Annotated in this window: 21 protein-coding genes and 1 tRNA gene; all 22 read right to left on the bottom strand. The window is 44.9% G+C overall.

Annotated elements, in window-relative coordinates; all coding sequences use genetic code 11:
* On the bottom strand, positions 1–1,107 hold the full coding sequence (gene aroB / locus BXP28_RS21530; protein ID WP_023482654.1) for a 3-dehydroquinate synthase: 1,107 nt from the start codon (positions 1,105–1,107) through the stop codon (positions 1–3).
* 1 nt (position 1,108) lies between these two features.
* The gene (aroC, locus tag BXP28_RS21525) at positions 1,109–2,272 is read right to left on the bottom strand and encodes a chorismate synthase (protein WP_023482653.1); all 1,164 of its coding nucleotides are present in this window, start codon (positions 2,270–2,272) and stop codon (positions 1,109–1,111) included.
* A gap of 177 nt (positions 2,273–2,449) precedes the next feature.
* The gene (locus BXP28_RS23420; protein WP_024093756.1) at positions 2,450–2,617 is read right to left on the bottom strand and encodes a hypothetical protein; all 168 of its coding nucleotides are present in this window, start codon (positions 2,615–2,617) and stop codon (positions 2,450–2,452) included.
* Positions 2,618–2,713: 96 nt separating this feature from the next.
* The gene (locus BXP28_RS21520; RefSeq protein ID WP_023482652.1) at positions 2,714–3,469 is read right to left on the bottom strand and encodes a CheR family methyltransferase; all 756 of its coding nucleotides are present in this window, start codon (positions 3,467–3,469) and stop codon (positions 2,714–2,716) included.
* Positions 3,470–3,641: 172 nt separating this feature from the next.
* Entirely contained in the window at positions 3,642–4,085 is a 444-nt protein-coding gene (ndk, locus tag BXP28_RS21515; protein WP_036657899.1) for a nucleoside-diphosphate kinase, read from the bottom strand.
* Between the two features lie 107 nt (positions 4,086–4,192).
* Positions 4,193–5,167 (bottom strand): heptaprenyl diphosphate synthase component II, encoded by a 975-nt coding sequence (gene hepT / locus BXP28_RS21510; protein WP_023482650.1) that lies wholly within the window; start codon positions 5,165–5,167, stop codon positions 4,193–4,195.
* A 21-nt stretch (positions 5,168–5,188) separates the two neighbouring features.
* Complete coding sequence (locus BXP28_RS21505) at positions 5,189–6,031, bottom strand: menaquinone biosynthesis protein (protein ID WP_023482649.1); 843 nt, start codon at positions 6,029–6,031, stop codon at positions 5,189–5,191.
* A complete protein-coding gene (locus tag BXP28_RS21500; RefSeq protein WP_023482648.1) occupies positions 6,021–6,620 on the bottom strand; it encodes a UbiX family flavin prenyltransferase in 600 nt (199 codons plus the stop codon). Before BXP28_RS21500 ends, BXP28_RS21505 begins: the two co-directional genes overlap by 11 nt.
* Positions 6,621–7,493: a UbiA-like polyprenyltransferase gene (locus tag BXP28_RS21495; protein WP_023482647.1), complete on the bottom strand. Its 873-nt coding sequence runs from the start codon at positions 7,491–7,493 to the stop codon at positions 6,621–6,623.
* A gap of 75 nt (positions 7,494–7,568) precedes the next feature.
* Complete coding sequence (locus BXP28_RS21490; RefSeq protein WP_023482646.1) at positions 7,569–8,276, bottom strand: demethylmenaquinone methyltransferase; 708 nt, start codon at positions 8,274–8,276, stop codon at positions 7,569–7,571.
* 11 nt (positions 8,277–8,287) lie between these two features.
* The gene (locus BXP28_RS21485) at positions 8,288–9,151 is read right to left on the bottom strand and encodes a heptaprenyl diphosphate synthase component 1 (protein ID WP_023482645.1); all 864 of its coding nucleotides are present in this window, start codon (positions 9,149–9,151) and stop codon (positions 8,288–8,290) included.
* A gap of 87 nt (positions 9,152–9,238) precedes the next feature.
* Positions 9,239–9,727 (bottom strand): hypothetical protein, encoded by a 489-nt coding sequence (locus tag BXP28_RS21480; protein ID WP_024093753.1) that lies wholly within the window; start codon positions 9,725–9,727, stop codon positions 9,239–9,241.
* A gap of 185 nt (positions 9,728–9,912) precedes the next feature.
* Entirely contained in the window at positions 9,913–10,131 is a 219-nt protein-coding gene (gene mtrB, locus BXP28_RS21475) for a trp RNA-binding attenuation protein MtrB (protein ID WP_036657895.1), read from the bottom strand.
* A 100-nt stretch (positions 10,132–10,231) separates the two neighbouring features.
* A complete protein-coding gene (locus BXP28_RS23415; RefSeq protein ID WP_167552510.1) occupies positions 10,232–10,390 on the bottom strand; it encodes a hypothetical protein in 159 nt (52 codons plus the stop codon).
* Between the two features lie 245 nt (positions 10,391–10,635).
* Positions 10,636–10,712, bottom strand: a tRNA-Pro gene (locus BXP28_RS21470).
* Between the two features lie 177 nt (positions 10,713–10,889).
* The gene (locus BXP28_RS21465) at positions 10,890–11,162 is read right to left on the bottom strand and encodes an HU family DNA-binding protein (RefSeq protein ID WP_023482642.1); all 273 of its coding nucleotides are present in this window, start codon (positions 11,160–11,162) and stop codon (positions 10,890–10,892) included.
* A gap of 290 nt (positions 11,163–11,452) precedes the next feature.
* Positions 11,453–12,931 (bottom strand): stage IV sporulation protein A, encoded by a 1,479-nt coding sequence (gene spoIVA, locus BXP28_RS21455; protein WP_023482641.1) that lies wholly within the window; start codon positions 12,929–12,931, stop codon positions 11,453–11,455.
* Between the two features lie 557 nt (positions 12,932–13,488).
* Positions 13,489–14,283 carry a YphF family lipoprotein gene (locus BXP28_RS21445; protein WP_235430626.1) on the bottom strand — a complete coding sequence of 265 codons (795 nt, stop codon included), beginning with the start codon at positions 14,281–14,283 and terminating at the stop codon, positions 13,489–13,491.
* On the bottom strand, positions 14,277–14,630 hold the full coding sequence (locus BXP28_RS21440; RefSeq protein WP_023482639.1) for a 2Fe-2S iron-sulfur cluster-binding protein: 354 nt from the start codon (positions 14,628–14,630) through the stop codon (positions 14,277–14,279). Before BXP28_RS21440 ends, BXP28_RS21445 begins: the two co-directional genes overlap by 7 nt.
* 23 nt (positions 14,631–14,653) lie before the next feature.
* On the bottom strand, positions 14,654–15,244 hold the full coding sequence (locus BXP28_RS21435; protein ID WP_023482638.1) for a nucleotidyltransferase family protein: 591 nt from the start codon (positions 15,242–15,244) through the stop codon (positions 14,654–14,656).
* Positions 15,245–15,294: 50 nt separating this feature from the next.
* On the bottom strand, positions 15,295–15,594 hold the full coding sequence (locus BXP28_RS21430; protein WP_036657892.1) for a 2Fe-2S iron-sulfur cluster-binding protein: 300 nt from the start codon (positions 15,592–15,594) through the stop codon (positions 15,295–15,297).
* Between the two features lie 189 nt (positions 15,595–15,783).
* Positions 15,784–16,065, bottom strand: a complete 282-nt coding sequence (locus BXP28_RS21425; protein WP_024093744.1) for a stage VI sporulation protein F — start codon at positions 16,063–16,065, stop codon at positions 15,784–15,786.
* Positions 16,066–16,113: the final 48 nt, after the last annotated feature.

The following is a 16,113-nucleotide window of genomic DNA, read 5'->3' as shown; positions in this document are numbered from 1 at the left end:
CTATTCCTCCTTTTTCAATTCCTCAATGACTTCACGTACCCAGGCAGATTGTACATCCCTGCGGATTTCCACTTCACCCAGATTTTTCGGAATAATAAATGTCATTGTGCCTTCAGTAAATTTTTTATCGTGCATCAAAGCTTTCAGTATAGCCTCGGTCCCGTAATGTTCTGGAAGTCGGACAGGTAATCCAAACGCCTTAAGAAGCCGTTTCGTTTCTGTATAGATGTTCTCCTGATAATCAAAATAACGGGCCAGCTTCGCAGAACCGATCATGCCTATGGAAATGGCTTCGCCATGTAAAAACTCGTGGTAACCGGAAACCGCCTCAATGGCATGACCGATTGTATGTCCCAGATTAAGAATGGCGCGTAGTCCCAATTCCGTCTCATCTTGGGATACTACTAAAGACTTGATACGGCAGCCTTGATATAAGCCGTAAATAAGTGCTTCTTGGTTCAGGGACAGCAAATCATCCGCATGATCTCCGCACCACAGGGCAAAATTATGGTCCCAGATGAGCCCTTCCTTGACCAGTTCCGCATACCCTGCCCGAATTTCCCGGATCGGAAGTGTCTTGAGTGCGCTCACATCATACAAAACGAATTCCGGTTGGTAGAAAGCACCGATCATGTTTTTGGCCAGCGGGTGATTAACTGCAACTTTCCCGCCAACACTGCTGTCATGGGCAAGAACAGTCGTAGGCAGCTGGACGAAACGGATGCCGCGCATAAAACTGGCAGCAGCAAATCCCGCCAAATCTCCAACCACTCCTCCTCCTAATGCAAGCACGGTTGATGCCCGGTCCAAACCTGCCTCTAATGCCGCAGTGATCACTTTTTCCAGCATCGCTAATGACTTGGAGGATTCCCCGGCAGGCACGACATGGGAAAAGGCCTTATAACCTTTCATTTCGAGATCCTGCATCACAATTCCCAAATGTAGGGCTGCCACATGTTCATCTGTTACAACCAGTACAGGTGAACGTTTAGGAACCTCATGCCGTTCCAAATAAGCGCCTGTGCCGGAAAGCAGACCTTCCCCGATATAAATGGGGTAAGACCGCTTCCCCAGTTTAACCTTCAGTTCCTTAATCCCCGGGTTCATCTTAGTAACTCTCCACTTGTTTGATGTATTGTTCGTAATTTCTGCGGATTTCTTCCAGGGAATCCCCTCCAAATTTCTCCATAAATGCATGGGCTACTTCCCAGGCAACCACGTTCTCCATAATAACACCTGCTGCAGGAACTGCGCATGTATCCGATCGTTCCACTTGTGCCGTAAAAGTTTCTTTTGTATCAATATCCACGCTTTGCAGCGGTTTATATAGCGTTGAAATTGGCTTCATGACACCCCGGACCACGATTGGCTCGCCAGTCGTCATGCCACCTTCAAATCCCCCTGCACGGTTGCTTGCCCGATAGAATCCGTCTTCTTCCCGGTAACCGATCTCATCGTGGACTTTAGATCCCCGAAGCTGGGCCGCTTTAAATCCGATTCCAAATTCGACTCCTTTAAATGCCTGAATAGAAAGCACTGCCTGAGCTATACGGCCATCCAATTTGCGATCCCATTGCACATGGCTTCCAAGTCCAACAGGAACCCCTTCGACGATGACTTCCACAATGCCGCCAAGGGTATCCCCTTCTGCTTTTGCCGCATCAATAGCCGCAACCATTTGAAATTCGGCGTCTTTATCTACTACCCGGACAGGGGATTCTTCCGTAATCCGAATCAGTTCATCCAGAGGAAGATTCTGCCTTTTTACTTCGACGTCCCCGATCCGGATGACCTGAGATGCGATTTGAATTCCAAACTCCGCGAGCAGTTGCCGGGCAACAGCCCCAACAGCAACGCGCATGGTGGTTTCCCTGGCACTCGAACGTTCAAGGACATTCCGCAAATCCTTCAGGTTATATTTCAAACCGCCATTCAAATCAGCATGTCCCGGTCTCGGCCGGTTTACACGACGTTTAGCTTCATCTCCCTCAGCCACATCCTCAATTCCCATTATTTTTGTCCAGTTTTTCCAGTCATTATTTTCGACAATGAGGGCAATCGGAGCACCAGTTGTCTTTCCGTGGCGTACCCCTCCGACGATTGAGGCTCTATCCTTTTCAATCTGCATCCGGCGCCCGCGTCCATAGCCTTGCTGTCTTCTATGCAGTTGCACATTCATTGCATCAAAATCTATCCTCACATTGCTTGGAAAACCCTCAATAATTGCAGTAAGCTGCGGGCCATGGGTCTCCCCAGCAGTTAAGTATCTCATTTTCCGTTCTCCTCTCTACCTATCCGAATACTTTATCGCTGTGACGTGTGTAAGATTAGGTTCATTATAGTATAGTGATTTCCGTTTGACAACAAGAAGCAGAAAAAACACGCCTCGCCGGTCCTTGCCGCATCAAGCGTGTTTTTGTAATCATACGTGCTTGTTCCATTGCATGGCCTATTCGTTAGCAGCAGGTTTTCCCTTGACCACCCGCGGCTTCTCTATCAGGTTCGGATCGTTGACCATGCCTTTTATCTGCAAAGAATCTACCCCAAGGATCTGCGCGCATTCCTGCATCGTCAGGATCCCCCTGCGATAAGCGGTTATCACTTTTCGTTTATCCATGAGATTGGCCTCCTAAACTACCCTGTATTCTAAGTATAGGACGAACCTGAAACATTTTATACGGCCTAATCCATTTTATTCTTAATTTGAATCCGGTTAAAGTCCTATTTTGCGGTAAAAGAATGTATCCGCGGGCTCTAGTCCATATTGCCCCGGTGAAAATATCTGTTCCGTAGATCCCACAAACAAAAGGCCTCCGGGTTTTAAAGACTGGGCGAATTTTTGGTAGAGCTTGTGTTTGGCTTCTTCGGTAAAATAAATAATGACGTTACGGCATACAATCAGATCAAAACCGGTTTCAAAACGGTCCTCAAGCAAATTTTGCTTTTGGAATTTTACCCCCCGCTTTACATCTTCGGAAATAAAATAGGTCCCCTGCTCTTTCCGGAAATACTTGCTGATGTAGGCAGCAGGCACATCTTTTAGGGAACGTTCCAGATACATTCCTTTCTCTGCTTTCGCTAGAGCTCCGTCGTCGATATCCGTAGCCAGCAGCAGGGTATCCTGCAAAGCTTTCTGTTCGGCAAGGATCATGGCCAGGGTATACGGTTCTTCCCCGGTTGAGCAGGCTGCACTCCATATCTTCAGACGTCTGGTCAGCTTGAGCATTTCAGGGATAAAACGTTTTTCGACCTGTTCCCATCTGAGCGGATTACGCCAGAATTCCGATACATTTATCGTCATCCGGTCCAAAAATTCGTGAAGCAACTCCGGATCTTTCGTGATCGCGTCAAAGTAAGACTGAAACGTAGAAAATCCTTTCTTGGTCCGAAGGGTTGTCAGCCGCCGTTTCATTTGAGCTTCTTTGTAAAGGGTGAGGTCAATTGTAGTATAATCTTTTATTTTCTTCATGAATAATGTAAAATCCTGGTCTGTCAAGTTGTGTCTCCCACCTCTGATTATCGTACTTTCTTTTATTCCCCTTACTTATATCGGAATCCTGCTAAAAAGAATCAAGTGAAAGTTCTTCCCAAATTAAAAAGACGAAAACACTTAAGGTTCCGTCTTTTTTAAAAATCAAATGTTATAGCCAGGCTTGAAGCTCACGGCTGTATGTAACCAGCTCTTCGGGTTTGAAGAAATGATTAATCTCACGTTCCGCACTTTCCGGGGAATCAGAACCGTGAATCAAGTTATTACTGGTATGAAGGGCAAAATCTCCGCGAATGGTTCCGGGAGCAGCATCCATCACATTCGTTTTTCCCATCAGAGTACGGGAAAGGGCAATAATCTGATCTCCTTGCCAAACCATGGCGAGCACTGGTCCGGATGTTATAAAGCCAACCAGTTCGCCAAAGAATGGCTTGTCCTTATGCTCGGCATAATGTGTCTCGGCCTGCCCTTTAGTCATCTGAAATAATTTGCAGCCAATCATTTGAAATCCCTTTTGCTCAAGTCGTTTTACAATTTCACCTATTAATCCTCGTTGTACTCCATCGGGCTTTACCATAAGAAACGTTTTTTCCATGTTGATGCCTCCATAGAAAGTTAATTTATTCCAAACAATAATTACTTTACTATGTTTCTTGCCAAATGACAATTGTTTGGATCAAATATTGAAACCGTTCCCTCTCATTAGTAGGATCTCTTCGCGATAAAATAAGCAATATTAACTAAATCTTTTTTGGCCTGAATATCCGGCAGCGGATCGATTGAGGCAATAGCTTTTTGAATGCAGGTTTCCGCAATTTCATCTGCCTTTTCAATGCCACCGCTTTCTCTAACAAGATTTAAGAATCGGCTTACATCGGTTTGACCGTCTGCTTTCCGGATACGATCCAGTTCTTCCAGCATCGGCTTTCGTAATTTTGGTTCTTGAAGGGCATATAGAACAGGCAGTGTTATATTCCCCTGTTTGATGTCACTACCCGGAGGCTTCCCAATCTGTTTCTCCGTTCCTACCAAATCCAGAATGTCATCCCGGATCTGAAAGGCCATTCCCACATAATACCCAAAATGAAACAAACGCTTGGCATAATTCTCGGAGGCCTCTGCCGTCATAGCGCCTAACTGACAGCTCACTGCAATCAGAAGCGCCGTTTTTCGTTTAATTCTCCGCAAATAATCTCTCAGCGTTTGACCATGTTCAAAGAATAAACGGATCTGTTCCATTTCTCCTATACTCATCTCGATCATGGCTTTAGACATGATTTGATGAATGGCAGGATTTTTAAGTTCCGTCACCAAAGTCAGTGCTTTGGCATACACGTAATCACCCGTATACATAGCAATACGGTTGTCCCATTTGGATCGGACCGTAGCTTTCCCCCTTCGGGTCTCCGCATCATCAATGACATCGTCATGAACCAAAGAAGCCATATGAATAAGTTCCAATGGAACTGCTATATGCTTCATTCGTTCCAAATCATAGTGTCCGAATTCTCCGGCCAGAAGAACAAAAACCGGACGGATTCGTTTTCCTCCTGCCTTTAAATAAAGAAGGGAAGCATCGCGCAGTGTCGGGAGGTCCACATCTATACTGCGTTCCAGCGATTTTTCAATGAACGCAATATCCTTTTTCTTACGTGAATATATATCCAGTAGTTTCATTCCATCCCCCGTGCCGTCTTTTTATTTATGAGACCAGATTTCCATATGTACTTGTTTTGGAAGAAGTCCCAGTTCCCAGGCATGCCGATAATACAAGTCAAGCCCCTTCCACTGTTCCTCTTGAAATTCATAGACAAGGTTTTGGAAATAGCCCATCCAGTACTCCTCGCTTCCTCCGATCAACTGTTTGGCGTCCCTAATCATGGACAACGGATCTTCCAAAGCCATCTTCCTGCTGTTTTTAAAAGCCTGGTATACCTCTTGAATAAGTTCGGGGTACCGGGTTACAGCATCTTTGCGGACTGCCCAGACAGCGAAAGTCATACCATGCCCCGTCCGTTTTTTCCATTCTTGCCCAAGGTCTGTTACGGTATACCCGTGCTGCTCCCAGCTCGCTCTTATAGCGGAGTCCCCGATCAAAAGGGCAGCATCATGATCCTGCATCATTTCTTCCAAAAAAGGGTCCGTTATAGAATAGTGAGGGTTACCGCCAAGAAAAGTCTCAAAAATGATCTTTAGCAAGTTCACGGAAGTAGCTGATGTGCGTGTCAATGCAATGCGTCCATTCCGTATCTCTTCAAGCGGTTTTTTGTGAAATAATAATATGGACTTTACCTCGCCGTCAGCACTTACCGACAGGTCCGGCAGCAATACGCAATCTTCGAAAGATTCTCCGTATGTAAATGATGATACCGTACTCACATCAACAGTCCCCTCCTTAAGGGCCTGATTAAGCTCAGCGGGAACTTTACGAATAATGCTGACTTTATCTTTGAGAGAGGATGATGGAAAATAGTGATAGACCGGCCATACATTGGTGTAATCAATTCTTCCGATACGCAGCGGTTCAATGTTAGTGTTCATCTGATTCTCCCCATCTTTTAAACAATTCGTGCTCAATTCCCATGTTATCAAGAACTTTTCCTACCAAAAAACGGACGATGTCTTCCAAAGTTTGAGGGCGATGATAAAAGGCCGGCATGGCCGGGATCATCCTTGTTCCCATCTTAGATAGCTTCAGCATATTTTCCAGATGGATGGCGTGAAGCGGAGTTTCCCTGGGTACCAGGATAAGCTTACGTCCTTCCTTTAACATCACATCAGCCGTACGCTCAAGCAAGTTGTCAGAAGCTCCGTGAGCAATCCCCGACAACGTCCCCATTGAACATGGAATGATCACCATCCCGTCCGTCCGGAACGATCCGCTCGCCACACTAGACCCGATATCTTTATTGAAATGGTAGGTGTAAGTGCCCGGGAAACCGCCAAAATGCTGTTCCAGGACTTCTTCCCGTTTATTTACCTGCCAGTCAAGTTCTTCGTGAAGTACCCGCCATCCGGCTTCCGTTATTATGAGATGAATGGAATATCCCCGGGAAAGAAGTTCCTGTATTAAGGTTACTCCATAAATAGCTCCACTGGCTCCTGTCAGTCCAATAACCCAACCTCTCATCTAACCACCTGCCACAAAAAGATCCATACATGTAAATACAAACACCACTGTGCTTAATATTCCATTCATGGTGAAAAAAGCCTGGTTCAGCTTGGACAAATCGTCAGGCGAAACCAGCTTATGCTCATAAAACAAGATCACATATGCGATCAGGATACCAATGAGATATACCCAGCTCAGATTCGTTATAAAGAAGAGACTGACCAGCCCGACTGCCGTAAGTACATGGAGTATCCGGGCGATCCATAATGATTTTGGAATCCCAAACCGGCTAGGTATGGAATGCAGCCCCTCCTTCCGATCAAATTCTTCATCCTGGCAAGCGTATACGATATCAAACCCGGCACTCCAGAAAACAACAGTGATAAACAAAATCAGTGCAGCGGCAGACATCTCCCCGGTAACTGCTACCCATCCGCCCAACGGGGCAAATCCCAGCGTAATTCCGAGCACAAAATGACATAACCATGTAAACCGCTTTGTATAAGAGTATAAAACCACAAAAAAGACTGCAATCGGCAGCAGTTTCATGGAAAGTACGTTCAAATGATACGTCGCCCAGAATAAAAGCCCGAAAGAAGCGACAATATAAATAATTACTTCCAAATTACTGATAAGTCCAGCCGGTAGGGCTCTGCCCGCCGTACGCGGGTTTCTGGCATCAATGTTCTTATCAATTAAACGGTTTAAAGACATGGCAGCAGTCCGGGCACCTACCATCGCTACGGTAATCCACCAAATTTGCCACCAGGTTGGTAAAGCGCCTGTTTCTACAATAGCTCCAAGCAAGGTACCCATAAAAGCAAAAGGAAGGGCGAATAAAGTATGTTCGAACTTAATCATCTCAAGAAATGTTATAAATTTTTTCCACATGTACACCCATTCTTTCCTATTTTAGCATTTGCATAAATTCGATCAGTGCGCCGATATGCAATTGCTCAGTTCTTTTTAGGCCCTCTTCACTCCGATGTGCAAGGCTGCAATGCCTCCCGTTAACGGATAAGCCTCCACATTTTTTAGCCCAATCTCCCGGAAAATATCAGCGAGCTGTTTATGGTCCGGAAATTGTATTAACGAATCAGGCAGCCATTTATACTGTTCGTAACTTCTGGCTATAAGCTTACCTAGTAAAGGCAATAAATAGCGGAAATAAAAATAATAAATAGCTTTAAAAGGCTGCCAGGTTGGTTTGGATAGTTCTAATGAAACGACCAGGCCGCCAGGCTTGACCACTCTTTGCATTTCCCGAATGACCTGCTTCAAATCAGGAACATTACGCAAACCAAAACCAATCGTCGCGTAATCAAAAGAATTATCTTCAAAAGGCAGACTCATGGCATTACCCTGGACTAATTCAATTTGCTTGTCCAACCCAGCTTCACTGACTTTGTGGGCCCCGTACCGCAACATGTTATCGCTAAAATCCAGGCCCACAATGCGTCCGGTACCGCTGGCCTTTGCCAGGCTGATCGTCCAATCACCTGTGCCGCAGCACAGATCAACGGCCGTCTCCCCGGGCTTCACATTCATTTTTTTCATGGTAAACTTCCGCCAGGCTTTGTGCCTGCGGAAGCTGAGCAAATCATTCATAAAATCATACTTCGGGGCAATCCTTTCAAAAACGGAGTGCACAAACTTTTCTTTTTTGGTCTCCATGCCGAATCTCCTTACATTTCTTCCAAAATTTTCGGTTTAGACAAAAATCTATGAAAGGGTTCGCTTATATGAAATAATTCGCTGGCCAGTTTTTCGGAATCCAGCGTTTTCATTTTGGCGTACAGCTGTTTCCACTGAACCACAAATTGTTCATATAATTGTGAGGGGACACCGTATTTGTGTATGAGCGATCTGATTTTGACAGGGTCTTTCTCTTCGGTTTGCAGTTGTTTCCGCTCATCCTTGGAACCGTTCTGAATAATATGCCAATACGCCCAGCTTCCCGCAAATTCATCTACATGATCCGCTCTGAAAATTTCCTTAAACAAAACTTCACATCGTGTAAATCCCTCCAAAATATCCGGCCATACCCGATGATGCATTTCCTCCATCAAAGTTGCGAAAGATTGGAATAATACCGTTTTGATCCGCACAGTCTCAGAGATGTAATCTTCCGCCGTCAGTTTGAACTGCTTCACTTTCTGATAAAAGAGTACTTTCAGCCGGTTGACTTCACAAATAGACTGGGATATGCGCTTGATCAGTTCAATCTGTCCCGCTTCTGAGAGCAGGTTATAAAAATGTGAACTGAAATAATCCCCGGCCAGCACTTTCAATTGCCTGGAGCGTGAAGCCTTTTTTTCTTTTTTTTCATTGGTTACGGACACCAGATCATGCGTATCCAGACCGATCTGAACGAGTGAAGTCACTAAAGTAAACAGCTCTCCTGAGCTGGTAAGATTGGAATCCCCATTCAAAAAAGCATAGAGCAACCGCGTACGGAATTCGGGAAATTCCGGCAGGTTAGTATGCTTTTGAATCATATCATATTCCGTATATTTTTTCGCAATCTCTGGGATTCGATAAGAATTCATACATTGCCTCCGTAACTGTGCCAAAAATTCATGTTCCCTTTTTATCTAGTTAATTATAGCACATCCTGTTTAAAGAAGTACAAACACTTATAGGTTTAGATATCTCTTGATCCAAGTATCTGTGAAGATTAGAGATACCTTGCTCTGCAAGGATTCCCGGGCTGTTTCGGCACTCTGTGGAACCGGTAGTTCAACAGGCAGGGAATTGGCATTCTCTCTTGTAGCATCCATAGCAATCAGCAGTTGGGCGTTCGCTTGTTGATTATTTTCTGGGGAGTAATCCAAAACCCGCACAAGCACCCGGTTGATATTATCGGTATGTCCGGCCGCGTATTTGGCGATAGTATGTAAGTCCTGATAAACAGTTAGTTCATCTGCATATTTAGGCATATGTAGATCCAAAGACAGAATGGAGTGCGTGAGCTCCACTTTTCTGATCCTCAGTTGAACAGGCAGACGGACAATAAAATCCGGCAGATTCTGTTCGGTCATTTGCAGGGTACGGCCCTGGGACCAGCGGCTTTCCATACGTTCCGAAACATTGGCATCCAGCCACGGTATGATGTATAGCATCATGCATCCCATACCCGCTATCAAACAGGAATATATGAACCATCTCCGCATTTTCATCGTACTCTGACTCCTTGGCAGATTGGCTGAGCCTTCGGTAAATTTATTAAGTGGCTGTCTTACGTATCTTAAAAAGGCTCTCTACTCATTGTACAATGAAAAAAAGCAGGCTATGCCTGCAATTTAGGTACTTACTCCGTTTCGACATTTCCGAATTTCGTCATAATGGTTGCTTTCCCGCGTACTTTTACCGCCGATGTATGCTCGGTAAACTGGGCAATCATTACTTCTCCCTTGTCCAGTTTTTCCGTATGATGAAATCTGGTGTCCTGACCTCTCGTTAGGCCGATTACGTGAACTCCGTTTTCTTTAGCTTTTATAATAAAATATTCACCTTGACTATTTTCCATCATTTTCCCCCACAAGCAATGTAAATTGCCATATTGTTAACCTCTCTTTATGATGCTAAAAAAGCCAGAGAATGTCAACCGGATAAAGACATTTTGTGCGTTAATCTTCCGGATTCCGGTCCAGGTAAAGGCGGGTAACCTCAGTATAGTTTCCGGTTTTAATGTCTTCTTCAGAAGCCTTCTTTTCCAGTGGATCATGAGTATTCATGCCCGGTGCTATAGTCGGCTCTTTCTTCTTGTTCTTTTTTTCCTTATGCATATAAGCACACTCCTTTTCAGTTATGATGCCAACGTTAGAAGCAAATATACAAAAAGCCTCTTATTCGATTAGTAATCAAACAAGAGGCGTTAACCTTTTTATGTATTCCTGTACCGTCCTGACCACAGGATTACGATGCGGTCTAAGGACCTGAGTTACCGATCTGGCTTCGGGTTTGCTACAGCCACAATCTTCGTTATTACGGCCAAGTGCCAAAAACGCCGCCACGACGGTAAAATGATAAATGGTCGGAGTAACAGGATTTGAACCTGCGACCTCACCCACCCCAAGGGTGCGCGCTACCAGACTGCGCCATACCCCGACTTTCCATAGCCATTATAATGAACAATGTGTGTATCTGTCAACTCTTAGAAGGGCAATATTTTCAAATAAACCTGCAAATAACAGAAAAGACCGTGCCTTGAAAAAAGGAAACGGTCTTCGGTTTCCGTCCTTGCGAAGGACGGAAACATTTCTGCTTGCTATGTAAGACTAGCAATTATTGAATGCCTTCTTTCAAAGCTTTACCAGGTTTGAAAGCCGGAACTTTGCTTGCAGCGATTTCGATTTCTTCACCGGTTTGCGGGTTACGTCCTTTGCGTGCGGAACGTTCACGGACTTCGAAGTTACCAAAACCGACAAGTTGAACCTTGTCACCTTCTTTTAAAGCTTCAGCAATCGCCTCAAAAACAGCATCCACTGCTTTTGTAGCGTCTTTCTTGGAAAGCTCGGAGGCTTCTGCTACCTTAGCAATCAAATCAGATTTATTCATGCTATTTCACCTCCCCCCAAAAATTCTACTTATCTCTTATTTTCTTTCTTCACCGATTTAAGTGAATTTATACCTAAACTACGGAAAAACGTATGTCCCTTCTGGCCCTGAGTCTTCATGAACAGATTTATAGTAATATACGAAAGCTTTAATTTCAAGTCCTGCCCCATGATTTTTAACAATTTTCGTCTGAAATATGACAATTTCACTTTCTTATCAAGGATATTCAAACAAAAAACACCCGGGCCGGGTGTTTTCATAGGCTCATTCATCCAAAACGCAATTACCTGTTATAATATGATCGCAATAAGCCCTCCGGAGCCTTCATTGATAATACGCCCCAAAGTCTCCTGAAGTTTGTATCTTGCATTGTCCGGCATCATGGCAAGTTTACCTTGAATGCCTTCCCTGACTATGGAATGCAGGGAGCGCCCAAAAATATCGGAATCCCAGATCTTAAGCGGATTCTCCTCAAAATCTTGCATAAGGTAACGGACCAGCTCTTCACTTTGCTTCTCTGTTCCAATAATCGGCGAGAATTCCGATTCCACATCGACACGGATCATATGAATGGAAGGTGCTGTAGCTTTGAGACGGACCCCGAAACGCGATCCCTGTCTGATAAGTTCCGGTTCATCCAGAGCCATTTCGGCAAGTGTTGGAGGCGCAATACCGTAACCGGTTGTTTTCACCATTTCCAGCGCTTCCGCAAATTGATCATATTCCCGCTTGGCATGGGTGAACTCCTGCATCAGCTGGAGCAGATGGTCTTTCCCCCTGATTTCCACTCCTACCACTTCCATCAGGATCTTATCGTACAGTTCATCGGGGGCATAAAGGTCAATTTCAGCAACCCCCTGTCCCATATCCATTCCGGCGAGAGCGGCTCTTTCAATAAATTCATACTCAGAAAATTGCCCGACAACCCGGTCTACATCGCGAAGACGGCGAATGTCCTGAACGGTATCCCTTACCGAATCCTCGAAGTGAGAGCGAAGCCAGTGTTTTTCCTGCAGGACCATTACCCAGCTCGGCAGGTTGACATTAACTTCGTGAACCGGGAATTCGTAAAGAACTTCGCGCAGCACGGAGGTCATTTCATCTTCCCCCATGTTGGCTACACTCATAGTAACTACCGGTATGTCGTATTTTTCTTGAAGTTCACTTCTAAGCTCTTGTGCAGGTTCACTATTCGGTTTTTGCGAATTGACAATGACAATGAACGGCTTACCAACTTCCTTGAGTTCTGCAATCACCCGTTCCTCGGCAAGCACATAAGAAGAGCGTGGGATGTCGGAAATAGTTCCATCTGTCGTGATTACGACTCCAAGAGTAGAATGCTCCTGAATGACTTTGCGTGTTCCGATCTCGGCAGCTTCCTGAAAAGGAATCGGTTCATCAAACCATGGTGTTGAGATCATTCTGGGCCCATTCTCATCCTCGTAACCTTTGGCCCCCTCTACCGCATAACCTACACAATCAACCAAACGCACATTAACATTCAGCCCTTCAGCGACCGATATTTGCACAGCATTATTCGGTACAAACTTGGGTTCCGTCGTCATGATGGTCCGGCCTGCTGCACTTTGCGGCAGTTCATCCGTTGCCCGGATACGGTCAGATTCGCTTTGTATGTTCGGCAGTACAACCGATTCCATAAAGCGTTTGATAAAAGTCGATTTCCCCGTACGAACCGCTCCAACGACCCCCAGGTATATATCCCCGCCAGTTCGCTCTGCAATGTCCTTAAAGATATCCACTTTCTCCAATGAGATCCCCTCCTACAGGTTGTTAAATGAAGCAAGAGCCACAATACGATTCAATCAGGCTTTCCTTATGATCCGTATGCGGGCAACCCTCGTACATTCATTTGGACTAGTAAAAATATATGTACGGTTGCTAGAAATATGCTTTGATACATCCAATTCATAAAACTGCTGATAATTCTTATACCATCAGGTGTGTCTATGTCTTGCACCGTTTGAATGGAAATCGGAGTTATAAAATAGAGATCAAACTTATTGTTTTCTCCGTAGCATCCGGATAAAATGCCTTTAGGCCAATTCTAATTTTTCAAAACGTGGGGCTGTGCTGCCCTCATAAAACTATATGGGCTTTACAAGGATAATATGCCTATGCCGGACATCAATATTAAAAAAACCTTTCATCCCGAAGGAAAAAAGGCTGGATTTAAGCAAAGTTATTGATAAACAAAAATACAAAAACCGGACGAAAATGTCTTTGAATTTACCGCTGCAGATAAAAGGTTTTGGCTGGAGAGCGGACACCTTTCATTCAGACCGGAAGCAATATCTTTTGCCCCCTTTTATGGCGTTTCTTGAACCGGTTCCAGAACAGGCACAGGCTGTCCCTTCTCCCAATGGTAGGAAAACGACGGAACCGGAACAAAAGGTGTAGACTGAATCAATATCTCCCGTAAATCTTGTTTCGCTTCCAGCTTAGATGCAAGCTGCTGCTTTTCAATTTCTTTTGCCAAATCAGGAGCGATATCGATACCGACTTTTCCTGAATCATGGAGTACAAAACTTACGGTTTGATTCCGGTTAAACAGGCTTTTAAGCTGTGGATCTTTCATTCCCAACTGTATAAAATCCAAGTAATGGAACCCGTTGCTTACAGGTTCACCCTTGGGCAATTTTCCATTCTTTGTTTTATATCCCTCCACCTTAGCCTGTAACTCTTGTACGGTTTGGTATCCTTTGAGATCCATCAGACGGACTTCAGGCTTCTCTTCTACATGGATTAACACGTAGATATAGGTACCGCCGCTTTCAAACGCATTGGGTGGAAGAGTGGACATAAGTCCGCGTTCCTTCAATTTTTGAAAATCAATTACATACTTCTCATATAAAGGTGTCTCTATCTCGCTATTTTTGATAGGAAGCACACCCGTTTTTTCCCGATAGACATCCACAGCCTGCTGGACGACAGGGAGGTATTCCTGCAAATTCACGTTATTTTGCTTACGCATTTCATCAGGGTACAGACACCCGTTCAAAAGCAGGATGCAGCTAAGCGAAACAAACACTCCCCATCTTCTTAAGAAGTTCCCGGCTGTTGTCTTCCGCCTGTTTCTTTGGCCATTCCTGACTCTTACCATAGATCTTCTTCCTGTTCCTTACGTTGTTTTTCGAGTTGTGCCCGAACTGCGGCCTTTAGGGGATCTTCCGGAATAATTACCTCAGTGTTTCCTATTATTTTGGCCTGGCAAGATAAACGCGTTCCTTTGTCCGCTAAACTTCCCAATTTCCTTTTTTCCGGATCATTCGCCTTACTTAGTCCGCTTGGTTTTGTAACCTGTATCTTGCACATCAGACAGCCGGCCTTTCCTCCGCAGCGGGTGCGGATAACTACTCCCGCTTTGCGGGCAGCATCAAGCACAGAAGTACCCGGGCGTACTTCCACTACCTTTCCCTGTGGTTCGAATCGGATCGTATACAGTTTCATTTAAACTCCTACCTTTACTTCATTCATGGATGTACAGGAAGGCGGAGCAGGGATTCCACTTTCTTCAGATGGCCGGGGTCCCAATGGTTTCTGCTGATTAAGGACCTGAATGCCGGAATATGATCCCCGGGGTGCCTATTGATCTGTTCGGCTATAGGCTGATACCGGTCTGGACGGTTCCTCAGAATATTAAATAAAAATTCATGAGCCAGAGGCATCATACGTACTTCCGCCCCCCCTACAGCCACGGATTGGGCAATATGATCATATAAGAACCGTGATTCTACTTTATATATAGACCCTTCCGCTTGCACTTCAAAACCAGCGACCACTTCCGCTTGCATGTTTTCAATCGAGTAATGACTTAGTTCTGATCGGTATATCGGCGTTGTACTGAAAACAGGTTTATCTACCGCTATGTGCCGAAGAGCCTCATAAACCAGAAGCGCATCCTGCTCGTCTATATAAATATCAATATCTCTCGGTTCTCTGCCAATCTCTACGCGCTGAAGAAGGAGAGCGCAGCTTCCTCCGAGCAGCCACTTAGCCTCTGTGCGGCTCAAATCTTGAGACAGGCGGGAAACAACCGGAAGTATAGAGGTTGAATCTGTCACTTTTCCTCCATCACCTTTCCTTGCCCTCTGGATGTATGCAGCTTAAAACGCTAAAAAAAGAAATAAGGCTTATGTACGGCAATCAGGCGTCCTTCATCCTTTATAACAGCTTGACAAGCCAGACGGTATGCTTGTTCAATTTCCTCAGGTTCCAGTCTTAATTCCTCTGCTTCCGTGGAATCCTCAAGAAGTGCCGCCCCTTCCTGAATAAAACACCGGCAGCGGGCGCAGGTACCCCTTTTGCAATTATGACCCCAATCCATTTTATTCCGGATAGCCAGCTGCAGCAAAGTCTCCCCAGGAACCGGTTCAATATCTTTTTGCATGGCGCGTGTCTTTAGTGTAACCATATGGTGATGCCGCTCCTCCTTCTCAAACTGGTGTCCCCCCGCAGGAAACAGACAAAGTTTGACAATCTCACTTGATTATAGCATTAGGCGATTGCTTTGTGAATTGATGCAAGAATAGAAAAATCAGGCACAGACCCATTTTGGTCCACGCCTGCTTTTTTATCATCCTATCGTTAATTCCGGTTTATATTACTGTTTCCCCATCATCATGCTCATCAGGCTCTGAATGTTGTTCTCATCCAGCTTGCTGTTTTTTATTGCCGATATGATTTCATTTGTCGTCTTCTCGGACACTTCTACATGAACTAATGCTGAGACTTGCCTGATCAGCTCTCTGAGTTGCGCTTCATCCTTCATTGTAGAAGACTTAACTCCGCTCGCCAGCCTATTGATATCTTGGGAGCTTACGGATTTCCCAGTCTTTTTCTTTACGACATTCAACACATCTTTGGACATATCTTTACCTGCCATTCTGCCCCTCCTTACCTAGAAAGTGCATGTTGCACTAGCTTCTAAAGT

Origin of the sequence: Paenibacillus larvae subsp. larvae (genome assembly GCF_002003265.1) — a bacterium.
In the GTDB taxonomy this organism is placed as follows: Bacteria; Bacillota; Bacilli; order Paenibacillales; family NBRC-103111; genus Paenibacillus_H; species Paenibacillus_H larvae.
The sequence above is the reverse complement of the archived record's forward strand: the minus strand, read 5'-3'. Positions and strand labels throughout refer to the sequence as shown.